This window comes from Ralstonia sp. VS2407 (assembly GCF_052950655.1).
In genome coordinates, this window is sequence record NZ_JBRFVG010000158.1 from 1 (window position 1) to 510 (window position 510).

A 510-nucleotide genomic window follows, 5' to 3' on the forward strand; every position below is an offset into this window, starting at 1 on the left:
GTCTAAGACACTCCCGCGCATGATAAACTCTTTAAATTCTTTAATCATTCTTTTTTCCCTCCTCACTTTAAAAACAGTATACCGAATCTTCTTGAAAATTTGAACTGAAAAACTCTTATCATTCAGAAAGCACCTGAAGCTGTGTTATAATGGAGCTATTGGAAAAAACATTAAAAAATGCTTTAGAATTTACGCGATACATATATTTCACAGCATTCTTTAGGTAAGATGAAGCAAATGAAGGAGCGATGCGGCAATGTCTGTTCAATTAGTTAAAGGCGTGAATTTACACGTCATTCCTACAGAAAAATATAAAACGGTGCGTCTTTTAGTCCGCTTTAACACACGATTAAATCATGAAACTATTACAAAAAGAACGCTGTTGTCCAGTTTGATGGAAACCAACAGCTTGAATTACCCGAATCAAGTCAAGTTAAGTGAGCGTTTGGCGGAGCTTTACGGCGCCAGCTTTGGGATTGGCGTTTCCAAAAAAGGCAATCAACATTGGTT

Annotated in this window: 1 protein-coding gene; it reads left to right on the forward strand. The window is 36.9% G+C overall.

Annotated features, from left to right (window positions below):
• Positions 1-256: 256 nt before the first annotated feature.
• A partial coding sequence (locus ACU8YE_RS24385; RefSeq protein WP_446929957.1) for a hypothetical protein occupies positions 257-510 on the forward strand: 254 nt, incomplete at its 3' end.